Source organism: Anabaena sp. CCY 9402-a, from assembly GCF_963920945.1.
GTDB classification, from domain to species: domain Bacteria; phylum Cyanobacteriota; class Cyanobacteriia; order Cyanobacteriales; family Nostocaceae; genus Trichormus; species Trichormus minutissimus.
On record NZ_CAWUDL010000112.1, the window covers coordinates 1 to 14,212 of the forward strand.

General features: G+C 42.1%; 14 protein-coding genes, 1 pseudogene and 1 riboswitch. Of the genes and pseudogenes, 5 read left to right on the forward strand and 10 right to left on the reverse strand.

Annotation, left to right across the window (positions count from 1 at the left end; all coding sequences use genetic code 11):
* Nucleotides 1-229: 229 nt before the first annotated feature.
* The 6 genes and pseudogenes from ACM0OR_RS26065 to ACM0OR_RS26090 form a co-directional block, all read right to left on the reverse strand.
* Nucleotides 230-646, reverse strand: a complete 417-nt coding sequence (locus ACM0OR_RS26065) for a hypothetical protein (protein WP_414579347.1) — start codon at nucleotides 644-646, stop codon at nucleotides 230-232.
* Nucleotides 618-1,205, reverse strand: a complete 588-nt coding sequence (locus tag ACM0OR_RS26070; protein WP_414579348.1) for a Panacea domain-containing protein — start codon at nucleotides 1,203-1,205, stop codon at nucleotides 618-620. Before ACM0OR_RS26070 ends, ACM0OR_RS26065 begins: the two co-directional genes overlap by 29 nt.
* A 174-nt stretch (nucleotides 1,206-1,379) precedes the next feature.
* Complete coding sequence (locus tag ACM0OR_RS26075) at nucleotides 1,380-2,084, reverse strand: precorrin-2 C(20)-methyltransferase (RefSeq protein ID WP_323265858.1); 705 nt, start codon at nucleotides 2,082-2,084, stop codon at nucleotides 1,380-1,382.
* Between the two features lie 2 nt (nucleotides 2,085-2,086).
* Entirely contained in the window at nucleotides 2,087-2,713 is a 627-nt protein-coding gene (locus tag ACM0OR_RS26080) for a precorrin-8X methylmutase (protein WP_414579355.1), read from the reverse strand.
* Nucleotides 2,714-2,863: 150 nt separating this feature from the next.
* Nucleotides 2,864-4,231, reverse strand: a pseudogene (gene cobG, locus ACM0OR_RS26085) (precorrin-3B synthase); the annotation flags it as partial.
* 37 nt (nucleotides 4,232-4,268) lie between these two features.
* Nucleotides 4,269-4,406: riboswitch (cobalamin riboswitch) on the reverse strand.
* Between the two features lie 24 nt (nucleotides 4,407-4,430).
* Nucleotides 4,431-5,516 carry an SGNH/GDSL hydrolase family protein gene (locus tag ACM0OR_RS26090; protein ID WP_414579349.1) on the reverse strand — a complete coding sequence of 362 codons (1,086 nt, stop codon included), beginning with the start codon at nucleotides 5,514-5,516 and terminating at the stop codon, nucleotides 4,431-4,433.
* Nucleotides 5,517-5,703: 187 nt separating this feature from the next.
* Here ACM0OR_RS26090 and cbiE point away from each other — a divergent pair, with 187 nt between their 5' ends.
* The gene (gene cbiE, locus ACM0OR_RS26095) at nucleotides 5,704-6,936 is read left to right on the forward strand and encodes a precorrin-6y C5,15-methyltransferase (decarboxylating) subunit CbiE (RefSeq protein ID WP_414579350.1); all 1,233 of its coding nucleotides are present in this window, start codon (nucleotides 5,704-5,706) and stop codon (nucleotides 6,934-6,936) included.
* 86 nt (nucleotides 6,937-7,022) lie between these two features.
* Here the strand turns inward: cbiE and ACM0OR_RS26100 are convergent, their stop codons facing one another.
* Together ACM0OR_RS26100 and ACM0OR_RS26105 are read right to left on the reverse strand one after the other, a co-directional pair.
* Nucleotides 7,023-7,427: a hypothetical protein gene (locus ACM0OR_RS26100; RefSeq protein WP_414579351.1), complete on the reverse strand. Its 405-nt coding sequence runs from the start codon at nucleotides 7,425-7,427 to the stop codon at nucleotides 7,023-7,025.
* Nucleotides 7,428-7,550: 123 nt separating this feature from the next.
* Nucleotides 7,551-8,072 (reverse strand): universal stress protein, encoded by a 522-nt coding sequence (locus ACM0OR_RS26105; RefSeq protein WP_414579352.1) that lies wholly within the window; start codon nucleotides 8,070-8,072, stop codon nucleotides 7,551-7,553.
* Between the two features lie 370 nt (nucleotides 8,073-8,442).
* Here ACM0OR_RS26105 and ACM0OR_RS26110 point away from each other — a divergent pair, with 370 nt between their 5' ends.
* On the forward strand, nucleotides 8,443-8,649 hold the full coding sequence (locus tag ACM0OR_RS26110) for a hypothetical protein (RefSeq protein WP_190701288.1): 207 nt from the start codon (nucleotides 8,443-8,445) through the stop codon (nucleotides 8,647-8,649).
* Between the two features lie 174 nt (nucleotides 8,650-8,823).
* Here ACM0OR_RS26110 and ACM0OR_RS26115 read toward each other — a convergent pair whose 3' ends face one another.
* Together ACM0OR_RS26115 and ACM0OR_RS26120 are read right to left on the reverse strand one after the other, a co-directional pair.
* Nucleotides 8,824-9,045 carry a DUF4327 family protein gene (locus tag ACM0OR_RS26115; protein WP_190700857.1) on the reverse strand — a complete coding sequence of 74 codons (222 nt, stop codon included), beginning with the start codon at nucleotides 9,043-9,045 and terminating at the stop codon, nucleotides 8,824-8,826.
* A 214-nt stretch (nucleotides 9,046-9,259) separates the two neighbouring features.
* A complete protein-coding gene (locus ACM0OR_RS26120) occupies nucleotides 9,260-9,721 on the reverse strand; it encodes a hypothetical protein (RefSeq protein ID WP_414579353.1) in 462 nt (153 codons plus the stop codon).
* Between the two features lie 516 nt (nucleotides 9,722-10,237).
* Between ACM0OR_RS26120 and ACM0OR_RS26125 the strand changes: the two genes are divergently transcribed.
* The 3 genes from ACM0OR_RS26125 to dnaK all read left to right on the forward strand — a co-directional run bounded on the left by ACM0OR_RS26125 (nucleotide 10,238) and on the right by dnaK (nucleotide 14,033).
* On the forward strand, nucleotides 10,238-11,275 hold the full coding sequence (locus ACM0OR_RS26125; protein ID WP_414579354.1) for an AI-2E family transporter: 1,038 nt from the start codon (nucleotides 10,238-10,240) through the stop codon (nucleotides 11,273-11,275).
* A gap of 78 nt (nucleotides 11,276-11,353) precedes the next feature.
* Complete coding sequence (locus ACM0OR_RS26130; RefSeq protein WP_323265864.1) at nucleotides 11,354-11,506, forward strand: hypothetical protein; 153 nt, start codon at nucleotides 11,354-11,356, stop codon at nucleotides 11,504-11,506.
* A gap of 631 nt (nucleotides 11,507-12,137) precedes the next feature.
* The gene (gene dnaK / locus ACM0OR_RS26135) at nucleotides 12,138-14,033 is read left to right on the forward strand and encodes a molecular chaperone DnaK (RefSeq protein ID WP_190700868.1); all 1,896 of its coding nucleotides are present in this window, start codon (nucleotides 12,138-12,140) and stop codon (nucleotides 14,031-14,033) included.
* Nucleotides 14,034-14,212: the final 179 nt, after the last annotated feature.

Consider the following 14,212-nt stretch of genomic DNA (forward strand, 5'->3'; position numbering starts at 1 on the left):
CTTTTTTATCTTCTCTGTTTATTTTCCTATAAAATTTATTTTAAAGATAGGTCTACTGATGAACAAATATCATCTTGTGCTAGCAGTCTAGTATTTCTTGAATAACACTCTTCAAATCTGCATCGACAGGACGTTTTGTAAACTGCTCATGACTATAAATCCGGGAGCATCCTGTTTCGGCAGCCCTGCGCTAAGGCGCACGCTACGCGAACAGACTAGAAGTCTGGGGCTACACATAACGAAGTCCGCCTGCGCGGACTCTCTGAAACCCGCGCAGGCGGGTTTTGTTTGTATAGCCGCGATTTCCAATCGCCCGGTATTTCTTCCAAAAGTGGATGCTCCCATAAATCCAAACAAGCTTGATTGTAGAGGTAGTAGCATTAACCAAATACATCAATCTAATTTGTCCTGAAGCTCCCTTGGAAAATCTCAGTTCCAACTTATGAAATGTCCATTCTTCAGGTAGTCGAATCTTTCCCGGTAAAGGTTCTTGACGGGAGTTGTAGGGATAGGGGTCTTCTAGCAAATCTTCCAAAACCTGGGCGACTAATTCAACAAAACCATTTCCATGAAACTTTGCAAGTTTTTTAAAAGAACGCTGAAAATTATCAGATTTCTCAATCGAGAAGGGAGTTGAGCCAGTCACGGACTTCTCCTTTAGCAATACGAGTTGAGGATTCTGAATTACAACTGTCTTCCAACACTTTAGACATTATAGGCTCATAAGCAGGATTTTCACGCTCTATTAAATCAAGCTTTTGATAACCTAATGCCTTCATATCTTCCAGCAAAATTGGCTGAGTTGAACTAGCATCTGAAGATAAACCCTTGCGTGCTTTTATCCACGGAAACTCTAAATGAGTCATATTACTGAGTCGGTAAGCATGATAGCCACCAAAATATTCCCAGATTTCTTCTAAAACCTCTTTCTGCTCATCAGGAATCTGTGATAGAAATTTTTGTCCAGGTATAGGTAATTGTTGTGCTTCAAATTCACTGTAAAACCCGTAAGCAGGAGGACACACAGGCCCGTATCGCCATGCTTGAATTTCTTCATCAAACAATGGCTGATTATACAAGGCTAAATGCAAGCTTTGTGAATAGTACAGAAGCTTTTGAACTTTCATATTTGTCATTTCTGCTTCGATACCATCTTCGTAGGCTCTCACAATAAAGTAGCGAGCCACGTCTAGACAATTAATCATAGGTCAGACCCGCAAACTGAATCAAGCTCACTAACATAGCAAATAAATCTCATATTAGCGCGTCTACATACTATATTAACCAATAATTGCTATTACATAGTACAAAAATACTAAATATTTTTAGCTGGTATGAGTTGATCAAATAGGCTGTAGAAATCCATTTTTACCAAACTTCTATAACCGACTCTTACTAGGTATAACAATCATGGCAAAGTAAGGTACTTCAGCCGGATCAACCTCATCTATGGGTACAATCCTTTGGTGTGCTGTTGTTGCCCGTTCAATATATAACGCCCGTGATGCTAATCCTAATTTATACAGGATATCTCGCACCTTTGTAAAGTGGCGACCGAGTTTCATAATGGCTGCTGCATCAGTTGTCAGCAATTTTGTGGTGAGTTCTTCGGCTGGGAGGGGTGCAGGTAAAACTGTGAGAACATCGTTGTAGTAGGTGAACGGTACACCCAAGGACACAGCACACGCCATTAATGAAGATACTCCGGGGACGACTTCCGTTTGGTAGTGTTCAGATAGGCGTGTAAATACATACATAAATGAGCCGTAAAAAAACGGGTCGCCTTCACACACTACTACTACATCCCTTCCGGCTGCTAGATGTGCGGCGATGGGTGCAACTTCTTGGTCGTAAATTTCCTGGGCTTTTTCTGGTTCTAAGGCGCGGGGGAGGTGATAGGCTACTTCGATTTGTTCGCCTGTGAGATATTGAGAAACGATCGCTCGCGCTATACTCTCTTTATCTGTGGCTGACTGATAGGCAATCACGGGTGCAGCACGCAATAGCCGCAAGGCTTTCAGGGTCAATAGTTCTGGATCTCCTGGCCCTACACCAACTCCATAGAGACGACCTTTAGCTGTCATAATTATTCTGCCTCCGTTGCGAGGGCGTTAACTGCGGCTGCGGCGATCGCACTGCCACCGCGCCGACCATGTAAAGTTAAAAATGGTACATTGCGGCTATCTGCTGCCAGTGCGGCTTTTGATTCGGCTGCTCCCACAAACCCCACGGGAAAACCTAAAATTACCGCAGGTTTGGGACATCCTTGATCTAGCATTTCCAGTAATCTAAATAATGCTGTGGGTGCGTTACCAATGGCGACAACTGCCCCCTCTAGATAAGGTTGCCATAATTCCAAAGCCGCCGCCGACCTAGTATTACCTAACTTTTTCGCTAATTCTGGGACTTCTGGCTCATTGAGGGTGCAGATAACTTGGTTATTGGCAGATAAGCGTTTCCTTGTCACTCCGTCAGCTACCATGCGACAATCACACAAAATCGGTGCGCCTGCTGCTAGTGTTGCCCTGGCTGACTGTACTGCCGTTGCTGAATATCCTAGGTCTGTGACGATATCCGTCATTCCACAGGCATGGATGAGACGCACTGCAACTTTAGCTACATCTGCGGGTAGTATATCTAGATTGGCTTCCGAACGAATGATGGCGAAGGAATTACGGTAGATTTCATTGGCATCGCGGATGTATTCAGGCATGGAGTTCGGATGAGAAAATAACTGTTGTAGTTGGGCGGGTGGGTAGCGGTTGGCAAATTCCCCAAAAGATTCGGCGGGATTTAAGCGTTTGTTTTTATACACATTTAACATCTGCTCCATGAGGGCGGGTAAGTCGGTAAAGCTTACATCATCATAGAGTTCACGTCCAAATTTTTGGTTACTGTCTCCCACATAGACTTGATAGCGTTCCTCACTAACACCGAGTAAAGCAATATCACTTTTACCATGCTGGGCGCAGGATTTTTCACAGCCGCTCAGGTGGATATTGACGGGATGTTCTAAGTTGACGCGGGATTGGAGATAGTCTGCTAATACTAAGGCGTGAGTTTTGGTATCTGTCGCCGCAGCTGCACACCCCTGATTACCAGAACAAGCTACTAAGGCACTTTTAATGTTAGTTGGTGAGGCATCTAATTTTAAATCAGTGATTTCTCTTTGAACCTCAGTCAGTCTGTGTTGGGGAATGTCTGTTAGTAGTACATTCTGCCAGGGGGTAAGTCGGAGTGTTCCATTACTGTATTTTTCGGATAAGTCGGCTAAACCTCGTAGTTGCTGCGTTTCTAAGCGGCCTAGGGGTAATACTATGCCGATGTAATATAACCCTGGTTGGCGTTGAGAATGGATACCGATGTGGTGATATTGGTTGTTTGACCTCTCCCCTACAAGGGAGAAACTTTTCTCTTTCTCCCCCTTCCCTACTAGGGAAGGGGGTAGGGGGGTTAGGTTTCTTCTCCTCAACGGAAATGATAATTGCTGCTGGACTTGTTGGAGATAATTATCTAAACCCAGGTGATTAATTACTTCTCTGAGTCTTGGTTTACGTTGAGTATGGGGATTGATTTTCTCACGCAGAGGCGCAGAGGCGCAGAGAGGATGAGAGTGAGTTAGATAGATATCTGTTAAGGTGGCTAGGACTGATAGGGATTGCTCTGGTAATATTAAGATCCCGGTGTCGGTGGGGGGTTTGCCTTTTGCGCCTGCACTGAGATAGAGGCGGAAGTAGGTTTTATTGTCTATTGCTACCGCGCTCAATGTGATATCGTTGGGGCGATCGCCAACGGAAACTAAACCACCACCATCAAAACAGACGCTAAATTTTGCGGATAGTCCTGATAAGGTGGAATGTTGGGTAATGTAGTTGTCCCAGTTTTGGACGAAGGGACGGGTATCAATGAGTTCTTGAGGGTCAATACCAGCTGTGGGACTGGTCATAATATTGCGGATTTGGTCTACACCACTGTTGTTAGAACCTAATCCTAAGTTCTGGAGTTGTTGGAGGACTTCAGGTTTTATCCCCTGGCGAATTTCTCGGATTTGCAGGTTGGCGCGGTTAGTTACGTCTATGTAGCCACCGCCGTATTTGTCGGCGATATCTGCGATCGCCTGACATTGTTTACTATTAATTATGCCCCCTGGTATTCTGATGCGCGATAAGATTCCATCTTGGGCAGGTGTGGCATAAAATAAACCAGGGCAAGGGGTAGAACCAGACAGCAAAACTCCAACTCCTTCCCTGTGCGACGCAGGGAGTAGACGACGGACGATCTCTTGAAGTTGGCATTCTGACTCAAAAACTTTTTTGTTTTATTACAGCTGCGGCACAGTCCCGGAATCTCACCAGAGTTTCCCAACTTCAAGTTTTAGTAATTTAACATGATCAGGCATTCAGAAAATTGAATGCTTCATATTATTTTGATTAACCTGACAACTCTGTAGATGGATGTTTTTTTACTGAGGCTTGATTTTTTCTTTGTTTGCCCTTACGAACTGCTATAGATCCTAAAACAGCACCAACTGCTAGTTGAGATAAGATCATGGATGGCTCAGGAACTAATGTTTTATAAGCTAGGTTGCCAATAAATTTATGTGCAGCACTGGTAGGATGTAGGGCATCCCAAAATAGATACTCATCTGGATTGTCACAAATTTCGGGTGGTGGTGAGGAAGGATTAGCAAATAGAGGAGAGTTCATTAAGCAAGGATCTTTGACATTTGTCAAATTAAACTTTGATGGTGTAATAATGGCTTGTTGAAATATAGAACCTGCATCCAATGTTTTGAGCTTAATTCCAGGCTGGTTAGGATTAGATTGCCCAAAAGCTTGAGAAAATAAGAAATTATGTCCCAAACTTAATTGATTCAGTCCCTCAGAAACTACTTGACCTTGACTGGTAGCAATTGGTGTGCTGCCCAAAAGTGGTAAATTAACAACTAAAAAATTGCGTGCGCCAAAATTATAAAGTGTATCAACCGCACCAACTAAATTAGCAACTGGCTGGTTGGGATTTGTCACTCCAGCACCTACGTAATCGTTTGCACCAGCCCATAAGATATAAAGTGCTTGTGAATCAGCAATGGGATTCGCTTGTATAAATTGAGTAATTTGTTGTGTTAATCCTACGTATCCAGGGAGTCCAGGAATCGGAAAAGTGTTTTGATCACCAGTGGTAGCACTATTCACAGCAAAGTTAATACCTGTAGGGCTATTCCCGCCGGCAAGTTGAGATACTGGAGGTAAGGGTAATCCTAATTTCGATGCTAGTTGATCTAACCAGATGGGGCCGTTAGAAAATCGCCCATTAAAGTAACCAACCTGACTGGGAGGAAGGCCTGGTATGATTGCGGAGGAGTTGCCTGTATCGGTAAGACTATCACCAAAAGCGTATATGCTGCTGAAGTTGGCTGCTTGCGCTGCGGTGGGCATCACAGCTACAAATGTTAGGGGTAGGGAAGTAAAAACGATGGTTTTGCATATTTGATTGATAAAGTTTTGTAAGTGCATGATCTATGTCCTCTACTACTTAAGTAGGTATAATTAATTTCATTTGACACTAATTTAGGTACTCTTCAGGAAATTTATAGTTAAATTTCAACATTTATGTTTGATAGTGTTGTTGAATACTTAAGTTTTGAGAAAGGTGGGGAACGCAGAGGATCGCAGAGGTTAACGCGGAGGTACGCAGGAGGTTATGAGGGGGAAGTGGCTGTCTATTATAGGTGTTGGTGAGGATGGGTTGGCGGGATTGGGTGCGATCGCTTGTTCTCTGGTGGCTGAAGCTGAGATAATTGTGGGAGGCGATCGCCATTTGGCTATGTTACCTACTGATGATACACGGGAGAAAATATCTTGGTCTTCTCCTATTGGTGGTTCTATAGATGCAATTATTCAGCGTCGGGGTAGGTCGGTGTGTGTATTAGCCAGTGGTGATCCTATGTGTTATGGGGTGGGTGCTACTTTGATACGACACATTCCCATTTCGGAAATGACTATTATCCCTGCACCTTCAGCTTTTAGTCTCGCTTGTTCCAGGTTGGGATGGTCTTTAACTGAGGTGGAAACTTTGAGTTTATGCGGTCGTCCGCCGGCTTTGCTTCAGTCTTATATCTATCCTGGTGCGCGGTTGTTAATTTTGAGTGCAGGGAAAGATACGCCAGGGGTTGTGGCGGAAATTCTGAGACAGCGCGGTTTTGGTAGCAGTCAAATCACTGTTTTGGAACGGATGGGTGGCGTTCATGAAAGGATAATCACAGGGACAGCCACAGGTTGGGAGGAAAGAGAAATTGCTGATTTAAATGCGATCGCAGTATATTGTCTTGCTGATGCTGGAATTATACCTTTATCTAGGCTACCAGGATTACCAGACGATGCTTATCACCACGATGGACAGCTAACAAAACGGGAAGTCAGGGCTGTGACTCTCTCAACCCTCGCACCCACACCAGGACAATTACTTTGGGATGTAGGCGCGGGTTGTGGTTCGATATCGATAGAATGGATGCGAACTCATCCCAGATGTCAGGCGATCGCTATTGAACAAAATTCTACTAGACTGCAATATATTGCTGATAATGCCGCCGCTTTGGGTACTCCCAATCTAAAAATCGTTGAGGGGAAAGCACCATCAGCCCTGAAAGACTTACCCCAACCAGACGCTATCTTTATTGGTGGTGGAGTCACAGCCGATGGATTATTTGACATTTGTTGGCAAGCATTACGCCCCGGCGGACTTTTAGTTGCTAATGTCGTCACTATAGAAGGTGAGCAAACCTTATATAAATGGTATGAAAAACTAGGCGGCAGTTTCACCCGCATAGCAATTCAACGGGCAGAACCTATAGGTAAATTTTTAGGCTGGAAAGCAATGGCGACTGTTACGCAATTCGTAATTCGTAATGGGCTGCGCCCCGCTACGCTAACGTAATTGGGGATGAGTTCCTCTCTCCCCTGTCACCTGTCACCTATCACCTGTCACCTATCACCTGTCACCTGTCACCTATCACCTCTCCCTCACACTTTCAACACTTGATCGAGCAAATTCCTCGCAGGTTGCGCTTTAGTCAGTGCTGTTTGATGGTCGCTATAGGCGCGAACCAGACGAGATAGACTGTTTACGCCTGTTTTGAGTTGATCCAGTTCTTCACCAGCAACTAGTTCACCGTCTAGCATTCGCCCAATCAAAGGTTTGATATCGCCCACGTCTTGCCGAACTTTTTGCAGCTTTTCTAAAGCACTCAGTAAGCCTTTAAGAGAGTTTAAGATTTCATCGATATCTTGAACATCCTGTACATCCTGCACATCTTCCACTGTTTCAGGCGTATCTTCTGTTGTCACAGTCTCTTCAATCTCTGAAACTACAGGCAATTCTTGTACAGATGTTTCCGTTTCATTTTTCACCCCGGTTGTTTTTGCCATCAACGCTTCCTCTAGCAATTTTCCTTAGTCTACCAAATGAGTAATAAGTAATGGGTATTTACTCATTACTCATTACTCATTACTCATTACTCATTACTCATTTAACCCCATATTCCTAACCTCTCACATTGCTGATGTTGCGACGAAATTATCAGGAGTCACAGAAGTTAAACCTTGGACTGTTAACACAGAACAGGGCGCATGATGTAATACATAATTGCTAACGCTACCTAGGAAAAATTCACTTAATCCACTTAGTCCCCGACGACCTAAAACAATTAAGTCAGCGTTCCAACTCCGGCTAATGTCACATATAATCCGGCTGGGTTCGCCAAGTTCTTGAGTAAAATCTGCTGTTATGTTTTTAGCGATCGCTTGATTATTTAGCAGTGTTAAAAATTCAATTCCCTCTTGCTTTAAATTTTCCCATTGACCTACATAATATTCCACACCATGAGTCTGAGAAGTCCCATAGTGAGTTTGTGTGTCCATAGCCGAAGCGTTGAGATAATTATCATCAAAAGCTGAGATAACGTGTAACAACAACAATTCTGCATTATTTGCTGTGGCTAAATATAGGGCGTTGTCAAAAACCTGCCGCCCCATGTCATTGTTGTTCAGTGCGACTAAAATTTTGTTAAACATAATTCAAAGTCCTGAGTCAATCGGTAAGAAATGGCGCGGTCAGTAAAAAACCCTAAATCTCACAACTCTATTTATAGGAAGAAAATTTGAGTTTCTTGTGAGGATGTTGGGTTTTTCCTCCCTATCTTCTCCTGCTTCCTCTACTTTCTTGTCTTCTCTCACCTGTCGCCTATTATCTGTCCCCTAACTCTTAATTGAAAACTTCAATTTTAATGTACAAAAGTTACGAAGTATTGCTGATTATTGTTTTACTCACACAAAACTCATATTTCCTCATTATTCTCTAGATAGAAATACTTATTTTATGAAAAACTCTTTTCCTTTGAATTACGTTAATTCCAATCAATCTTTAATAAGAGGATTTAAAGTTATGACTAACTGTCCTTGTTGTTCTAGTTTACTTTTACGGCATATCCGTAATTCTCAAGTTCACTGGTTTTGCCGCCACTGTTGGCAAGATATGCCAGTCTTTTACAGAGAAACTCCTGGTTCTTTAGTTGATATCCTTGTCAGTAATTTCTCTTATAGTTTTGATCAGCAACAATCTGATCAAAGAGTTATGAGTGCTGAATCCTGAGTCCTGAGTAATCTGTCAATAAATACTCTTTCCATCTCCCTTCTTTCACCTGTCACTTCAACTTCAGATAAAATGCTTAAACCCTCGAATCGATTCGAGGGTTCTAATTTTGTGGTTAATTTTGTAAAGTGAATTTATCAAGGATGCTATTAATGGGGATCATGGTTTAATGCTTCAGTCTTCTTCCCATTTTTCATGACTTAACAAGTCAATAATTCTATCTCTGAGCAAAAATTCATTTTTTTCTAACTCTAGCTCAAAGAATGGCCAATCACGGTCTGGAATATATTTACAGAGAGTATAAATTGGCTGTTGACGGTTAAGAAGTTTTTTGGAGACTAATTGACGGGCTTCATCCTTGATAACCTCAATATCATATTTGACAACAGTATTCATAGCTTGTTCCTTCGCTATTGATCAAGGAATTGGGAGTGAAAACAATAAATGTCTATACTCCACCTTAAACTTATCAAAAAATAGTGTAAATTGTGAGGACTCTAAAGATTAAAGCTTATTTGGGTTAGTTTGTTTTCATCCTTTAGATAGAATCATTCCCCAAATATTCGTGATAGTCTCTGCGTGGTATGAGTGGTATGAATGGACATACGTTTTAAGGTTTTTTAGATTTTTGCATTTTCAATTGCTGAGAACGCATAGCTTCGCGACCCAGAAGAAACATTCCCGTTACACCCAAACTGACAAACCAAATATATTGATACCAGTATTTGTGAATCTGCTCAATCGTACTCATTTTTGGGTGTAAAGTATTGCAATAAAGCAATAATACCAAAATCATCAAAGCCCCAAACCCAACAAAGCTTAAACCAACAAAGATCCTTGCTGGTTGTAATTCAACATCACTAATTGTTTCTAAGTCAATTTTTGAGAGTTCCTGTAAAGAGTCCTCAGCTAGAATTGAGGCTGCTTGTAAACTATTACTTACCTTTGGAGGCAAAATTGGCGCAAGTGTGGCGACTGTAGGGCGACGGATGAACGCTTCAGTATCGCGCAACAATACCAATGGCTTATGTACTGTAGCAGTTTGGGCAGTGGCTTTGCTTTCAAAATCCATAGCACGCCTGAGAAACAACAGGATACAGGATTTGAACCTCGCATGACTTCTAGTCAGGCGATTCCTGCTTCAACGATCTCCGCCTGGGTTAATCCAGGTCTTCTAAGTTCTCCACAGGCGTTTAAAGCCTCCGGCGCACCGACGGCGGCTAAACTAATCTAAACACAAATCGAATTAAACATACCATATCAAATGGCACAAAAGCCCGGAATCCAATTCTTTTGACCGATGCCCATTTTAGATTGAAGAAAATCCAAAAACTCAAAGCCCCATACCCCATCGGGGTCAATCCAAAATCCAAAATCCGTTAACTTTCGGCTTCTGCCTTGAGGTAATATAGCAATGCTAAATCATTCCTGAGAGCCAAAAAATCGGGGTTCTGAGTTTCGTAAGTCTCACAAATCAAATAGGATGGCGATAGTAGTTTTTTACTGGACAGAGTTAAATGAATGTCTGTTTTAGTCTCTGGTAAACTTTATTTAAAAAATAAAATTTTATTATATTAAATATTTATATATGAATGAAAAAACTATTAAAAGAATCTGGGATCAATTAAATAATACCAAGCTAATACGCTATGTATTACTTTTTGCATTGGGTTGGGGAATTATTCAAGTATTAAGCTATTTTGCCACAGTAATCGTTATTTTTATTTTTGCAGCTATTCTCGCATTTTTGTTGAGTTATCCAGTACGGTGGTCTGAGCGTTTTCTACCACATAGTATTGCAGTTATAATTGTTTTTTTACTCAGTTTACTTATTGTATTAGGGTTGGTAGCCACACTGGGTTTTGCAATTCTATCTCAAGGTCAAGAACTAGCAAATCAAGCACCTAAATTTCTAGATTCTGCCATTAGTATATTAGATAGATTACAAACTTTTTTGACGAATTTAAATTTTCGAGTCGATTTTAAAGCTATAGAAAATGAACTCCGAAATCAGGTACTATCATTCATTGGTAATGGTTTGGTGAATATACCGAATTTACTATTTAATTTCGTAGATTTGATTTTGATAGCAGTCGTAGCTTTTTTTATGTTGCTAGATGGTCAAAGAGTTTGGCGTTTTATTTTGAAGATTTTTCCAGAAAATATGCGAGATAAAATAACAGTAGCAATTCAACAAAATTTTTTAGGTTTTTTTTGGGGACGCTTATTATTATCTTTGTTTTTTGGAGTTTCAATATTTATTATATTCATTATTTTGCAATTACCTTATGCACTATTTTTGGCAGCGATCGCAGGTGTATTTGATTTAATTCCTGGCATTGGAGCTACAATCGGAATTGCTCTAGTTTCTCTCATTGTTTTACCTCAAGGAATTTGGGTAAGCCTAAAAGTATTAATCGGTTGTGTCCTTCTCCAGCAAGTAGAAGAAAACTTACTCATGCCGCGAATTATGCAAGGCTCAATTAACATGAATCCAGTCTTTATGTTTTTTGCCTTATTAGTAGGAGCTAAGATTGCAGGATTGGTGGGAGTTTTCTTATCCATTCCCTTGGCGGGAGTATTAATTAGCTTGTTTGAAATTGAAGAGATGCAGGGAGGGGGTTAAACCAATTCGCTATGATGCTCCCGCCCCGCTAATGCTCTAAGCGCAGCTACGCCGCAGACAAGTGCTGACTTGGAATATATGGAAGTGAAGCTAGGACAACCAGCCATCATTACCAGTGAATATGGCGATTTTACAGGCGAACTCAGGGGAACAGTCGAGCAAATCGGGCTGCAAATCTGTAAAACCCGCATCAATCAAAACCAAAATCACCCTACTGGTCTATCAAGTTAGTTTTGACTGTTTGTAGTAAGGACTTTAGTCCTGATTTTTCTAAGGACTAAAGTCCTCTCTACGTTCCCTGCGGGACGCTGCGCGTTCACGCAGTGTTCCGTAGGAAACGCGGAGCGTGTCGTAGACAGACGCTACGCGAACACTACAAACTTGCTTACCCCTCAATTCAAATTTGATGACCTACTACCCTACTTCTGCTAAAACGGGATCTGTATTCTATCAGACCTGCCATTTTTTTGCCTTTGAGTCCGATTACTTAGTATAAACACTGGTTTATCTTGCCTCATTATGGGGTGATTTACATCTAAAGACGGCAAACACCACATTAACTTTACGGTTGACCCTAATTACTCAAAGTATTAATTCTCATAAATTAGACAGAGTGAAAGCAGTTTAATCGATGAACCAACTAGAAACATACTTTAAAATTAACCGTCCCATCCATTGTTCGGGAAACCACCCTTCATGGACTGGCTACACAAGCTCAGTATATATATCAGCGTAACTTGGATTTACAACTCCAAAAGGTTATCGATGCTGAATGAACTGCTTTTTTAACTAGTTGGTTCAAAGATTAAATCTCTTATATTCCCATTCATTCATTTGTAGTTATACGGAGCCAGCACCGAAAATGGCAAAAGTAGTTGGAATTGATTTAGGTACAACTAACTCCTGCGTCGCAGTAATGGAAGGTGGTACACCAACGGTTATTGCTAACGCTGAAGGGTTTCGCACCACCCCCTCAGTAGTAGCGTTTGCTAAAAATGGCGACACTTTGGTAGGACAAATTGCCAAACGCCAAGCAGTGATGAACCCAGAAAACACTTTCTACTCTGTAAAGCGTTTTATTGGTCGTCGCTTTGATGAAGTTACTAATGAAGCCACAGAAGTTTCTTATAAGGTTCTCAGCAGTGGCGGTAACGTCAAGCTAGACTCTTCTGGTAAACAATTTGCACCAGAAGAAATTTCTGCGAAGGTTCTCCGTAAACTAGTGGAAGACGCTAGTAAGTATTTAGGCGAAACTGTCACCCAAGCCGTAATCACCGTTCCTGCCTACTTCAATGACTCCCAACGTCAAGCCACCAAAGATGCTGGTAAAATCGCTGGCATTGAAGTCATGCGGATTATCAACGAGCCTACAGCCGCTTCCTTAGCTTACGGCTTCGACAGAAAGAGCAACGAAACCATCCTGGTATTTGACTTAGGTGGTGGTACATTCGACGTATCTGTTCTGGAAGTAGGCGATGGCGTGTTTGAAGTATTGTCTACTTCTGGTGATACCCACCTTGGTGGTGACGACTTCGATAAAAAAATCGTTGATTACTTAGCTGAACAATTTAGAAAAGACGAAGGTATCGACCTCCGCAAAGACAAACAAGCTTTACAACGTCTGACTGAAGCCGCAGAAAAAGCTAAAATTGAGCTTTCTAGCGTTACTCAAGCAGAAATCAACCTCCCATTTATCACCGCTACCCAGGATGGACCAAAACACCTGGATACGACTTTAACTCGTGCCACATTTGAAGAACTTTGCTCGGACTTAATTGACCGTTGCCGCATCCCCGTAGAAAATGCTCTCAGAGATGCCAAGTTAAACAAGAGCAATATTGATGAAGTCGTATTAGTTGGTGGTTCGACCCGTATTCCCGCAGTGCAGGATGTGGTCAAGCGGGTACTGGGTAAAGAACCCAATCAAACTGTTAACCCTGATGAAGTTGTGGCAGTTGGTGCAGCTATTCAAGCAGGTGTTCTGGCTGGTGATGTGACAGGTATCTTGTTGTTAGACGTATCACCACTATCCTTGGGTGTAGAAACCTTGGGTGGTGTGATGACCAAGATTATTCCTCGTAACACTACTATTCCTACCAAAAAATCAGAAGTCTTCTCGACTGCTGTTGATGGTCAAACTAATGTAGAAATTCACGTCCTTCAAGGGGAACGGGAATTTGCTAACGATAACAAGAGTTTAGGAACTTTCCGCCTGGATGGTATTCCTCCCGCACCTCGTGGTGTTCCCCAAATTGAAGTAACCTTCGATATCGACGCTAACGGTATCCTCAACGTCGCCGCGAAGGACAAAGGTACTGGTAAGGAACAATCTATCAGTATTACTGGTGCTTCCACCTTAGATAAAACCGACGTTGACCGGATGGTGCGTGAAGCCGAACAAAATGCGTCTTCGGATAAAGACCGTCGGGAGAAAATTGAACGCAAGAACCAAGCCGACTCCTTGGCTTACCAAGCAGAGAAGCAGCTGCAAGAATTAGGCGATAAAGTGCCAGCTGCTGATAAAGAAAAGGTGGAAGGTTTGGTAAAAGAAGTGCGGGAAGCCGTTGCGAAGGAAGACGACGAACAAATCAAGAAGTTGACACCAGAATTACAACAAGCATTGTTTGCAGTTGGTAGCAACATCTATCAGCAAGCTGGTGGTGCTGCTCCTGGTGCTGAACCTCAAGATGGCGGTGCTACTCCTCCCTCTGATGGCGGTGATGATGTGATTGACGCTGACTTTACTGAAAGTAAGTAAGTGGGCAATGAGAGAGTAGAGAGTAGTTAAGTATAAACGGTGATAACCCCGGTTTCTTGAAGAAACCGGGGTTTTTGTTGTAAAAATTCGTATAGTTTTCCCTCTGTTGAGTGCTATGACCGACCGCAATACTTCTCGGTTAAGGATTAAGCAGTATTAAGAATAAAAAAAGTGAGTGG

Excerpts from the sequence above, each read along its gene's own strand:
- ACM0OR_RS26125 (WP_414579354.1), top strand. The coding sequence starts at position 10,238 with ATGAATGAAAAAACTATTAAAAGAATCTGGGATCAATTAAATAATACC.
- dnaK (WP_190700868.1), top strand. The coding sequence starts at position 12,138 with ATGGCAAAAGTAGTTGGAATTGATTTAGGTACAACTAACTCCTGCGTC.
- ACM0OR_RS26075 (WP_323265858.1), bottom strand. The coding sequence starts at position 2,084 with ATGACAGCTAAAGGTCGTCTCTATGGAGTTGGTGTAGGGCCAGGAGAT.
- ACM0OR_RS26105 (WP_414579352.1), bottom strand. The coding sequence starts at position 8,072 with ATGTTTAACAAAATTTTAGTCGCACTGAACAACAATGACATGGGGCGG.
- ACM0OR_RS26120 (WP_414579353.1), bottom strand. The coding sequence starts at position 9,721 with ATGGATTTTGAAAGCAAAGCCACTGCCCAAACTGCTACAGTACATAAG.
- ACM0OR_RS26115 (WP_190700857.1), bottom strand. The coding sequence starts at position 9,045 with ATGAATACTGTTGTCAAATATGATATTGAGGTTATCAAGGATGAAGCC.
- ACM0OR_RS26070 (WP_414579348.1), bottom strand. The coding sequence starts at position 1,205 with ATGATTAATTGTCTAGACGTGGCTCGCTACTTTATTGTGAGAGCCTAC.
- ACM0OR_RS26090 (WP_414579349.1), bottom strand. The coding sequence starts at position 5,516 with ATGCACTTACAAAACTTTATCAATCAAATATGCAAAACCATCGTTTTT.
- ACM0OR_RS26080 (WP_414579355.1), bottom strand. The coding sequence starts at position 2,713 with ATGCCTGAATACATCCGCGATGCCAATGAAATCTACCGTAATTCCTTC.
- ACM0OR_RS26110 (WP_190701288.1), top strand. The coding sequence starts at position 8,443 with ATGACTAACTGTCCTTGTTGTTCTAGTTTACTTTTACGGCATATCCGT.
- ACM0OR_RS26130 (WP_323265864.1), top strand. The coding sequence starts at position 11,354 with ATGGAAGTGAAGCTAGGACAACCAGCCATCATTACCAGTGAATATGGC.
- ACM0OR_RS26100 (WP_414579351.1), bottom strand. The coding sequence starts at position 7,427 with ATGGCAAAAACAACCGGGGTGAAAAATGAAACGGAAACATCTGTACAA.
- cbiE (WP_414579350.1), top strand. The coding sequence starts at position 5,704 with ATGAGGGGGAAGTGGCTGTCTATTATAGGTGTTGGTGAGGATGGGTTG.